We start from the raw sequence: 2,709 nt of genomic DNA on the forward strand, positions 1-2,709 counted from the left end.
GGTATCGGCGGAAACTATAATGAGTAAACTGATTAGAAAGTTTAGCTGATCGTGCGCAACTAGTACGCCGGCGATGATGGTCGCGACTGGTCCTTCGATGAGAACAGCCGGAAAGAGCAGTCCATAGCGAGAATGGATTAGGAGCGACACGGTTTGAGGTACCGAATAGAGCATGGTTAGTATGGTATCTTTTGATTGGCCGGAAAGCTACATATAATATTAGAGAATGACAGGTGATCTATTTAACTGGGTGGTATCGTGGTTGGAGGGCTTTGTGTTGTTATCGTACTGGGTGGTTGGTTTAGTTGCTTTATTGGAATCGGTGGTGGTGGTTGGGTTTGTGATGCCGGGTGCGTTAGTGGTGGTGTTAGCAGGTTTTTTGGCTGCCAAGGGGGTGGTTGATGTGGGTGGCATTGTATTATTTGCGGCGGTAGGAGCGGTAATAGGAGATGTTGTTAGTTATTATTTGGGTCGGCGGGGAGCAACGTTTTTTAAAGAAGGAAATCGTTTATTGACACCACGCTTGTTAGCTCGGGGTGAGACTTTTTTGAAAAACCATGGTGATAAGGGTATTTTTCTCGGGCGTTTTTTAGGTCCAATTCGTCCGTTAGTCCCTTTTGTAGCGGGTATGTTTAATATGAGCAAGGTTCGTTTTTTAATCTGGAATATTTTAAGTGCAATTGTCTGGGCGGGATTATATGCATTGTTAGGTTTCTTCTTTGGTCATGCTTGGCAGGTGATAGCTATATGGTCGACACGAGCAGTCATTTTCTTGTTGGCTATTCTGATAGTGCTATTTGTTATATACCTGATTCGTAGGGCAGTGATCAGTCGTGGGGCGCATATGGCACAACTGCTGTCTTCTATTGTGCGTTCGGTAGTAGGAGCAGTAATAACAAACAAGGAGGTTCAGGAATTGGTGGAGCGGCACCCGAGATTTTTTAGGTTCTGGCGTCAACGATTGACTATTCGTCACTTTACCGGGTTACCATTAACACTATTGATGGTTGTTTTTAGCTATGTTCTAAGCCTGTTTTTTGGATTAACTGAAAGTATCATTCAGCAAGATCCAATAGTGGCGGTTGATAGTCGATTGGCGAACTTGTTGATGACCTTTCGCAGCGAGCCATGGGTGACAGTGTTTTTGTGGGTAACTTTGCTAGGGAAATGGCAGATGGTGGGACTCTTTTTATTAGCGGCCGTTATTATTATGTGGGTGCAAAGACAACGGTACTATATTTTGCCATTACTCGTAGCTATTGCTGGCAGCGAGGTTATTACCACCATTGGGAAATTTACACTGCATCGTCCGAGACCAGTTGGTTTGGTGCCAGCGTATATCGAGCATTCTTTCTCTTTTCCCAGCGGACATGCCACAATTGCTATAGCGTTGTATGGTTTTATAACTTATTACTTGTGGCAACAAGTGCGTGCGTGGCGATGGAAGGTGAATCTGCTTTTTGTCGGGATAATTATCATTTTGGCAGTGGGACTAAGTCGTCTGTATCTCGGAGTGCATTTTTTAAGCGATGTACTAAGTGGATACCTGGTTGGTTTACTATGGTTAATAGTGGGCATCACGATCGTGGAGTGGCAGAAATCACGCCGGCAGATAACGTGGATGAAACGAAAGATAATAATTATCGCACCGGTTATGATAATTGCAGTTGTGGCTTACATGTTGTTTGCTTGGACTTCCGTTCCTCAAATTGACCGTGTTTTGTCGAGCGATCAGATTGCTTTACAGATAGTCGCGGTTGATGATTTGCCTAAAGCATTTGACGATTTTGGGTTACCTCGTTTTACGGAAACTCTGGTAGGGAATCCACAAGAGCCGATCAGTTTAGTGGTAATAGCGGCAAATGACGCTGCCCTGGTGGAAATCTTTCAAGCAGCCGGTTGGCAGTTAGCTGATCAGCTTGGTGCTGGCTCGCTGTATAGGATTGTTAAAGCGGCTGCTGGGAAGCAGGCGTATGCACGGGCACCAATTACGCCATCTTTCTGGCACAGCAATGTGCATGATTTTGGTTTTGAAAAACTGACTGCTTTGAATGTTGTGACGGAACGTCATCACGCGCGATTTTGGAAAACAGCATGGCAAACACAAGATAAGCGGCAAGTCTATGTTGGTACAGCAAGCTTTGATACCAGTCTCAAATGGCTGGTGACACATAAGATTGAGCCAGCTATCGACACGGAACGCTATGCACTGGTGGCTGATCTACAAAATGCTGGGGTTGTTATCAGCAGTAGTGAGTGGCAATTTGTAGCACCGACGCTCGGTCAGAATTTCTCGGGCGATCAGTTTTTTACTGACGGACAGGCTTTTATTCTAGAAGTGAGATCCGGAAGCGAGGCGGTGGGTGGTAGTTTGTAGTTTTGGTGGTTGGTGAGGTTAAATAATGGTGCAACAGATAGTACTAAGGATGGAATGTCCTAGGTTCAGTAGTCTCGGGGTTAATTTCTTGGTCATCTTATTTGGGAAGCTGTACGAGATGAAACTTAAGAATTGTGAAAAACGCAGTGAAGCATGATGTTAGATAAATTATCTGTTTAATTTATACTGTAAATATGGCAGGATGGATTATTTATGCGCTTTTGTCAGCGGCCTTTGCGGGATTGGTGGCCATTTTTGGTAAGGTGGGTATGAAAGACATCGATTCAACTTTGGCAACAACTGTGCGTTCGGTCATTATGGCGGGATTTTTA

2 protein-coding genes are annotated in these 2,709 nt (G+C 44.6%); both read left to right on the plus strand.

What is annotated here, in order from left to right; genetic code table 11:
• Positions 1 to 292: 292 nt before the first annotated feature.
• Positions 293 to 2,377, plus strand: a complete 2,085-nt coding sequence (locus WCV88_06340; GenBank protein MFA6475775.1) for an LssY C-terminal domain-containing protein — start codon at positions 293 to 295, stop codon at positions 2,375 to 2,377.
• A gap of 194 nt (positions 2,378 to 2,571) precedes the next feature.
• On the plus strand, positions 2,572 to 2,709 hold a 138-nt coding region (locus WCV88_06345), incomplete at its 3' end, for an EamA family transporter (protein MFA6475776.1).

This window comes from Patescibacteria group bacterium, from assembly GCA_041665365.1.
Classification (GTDB): Bacteria; Patescibacteriota; Patescibacteriia; order UBA9570; family UBA9570; genus UBA9570.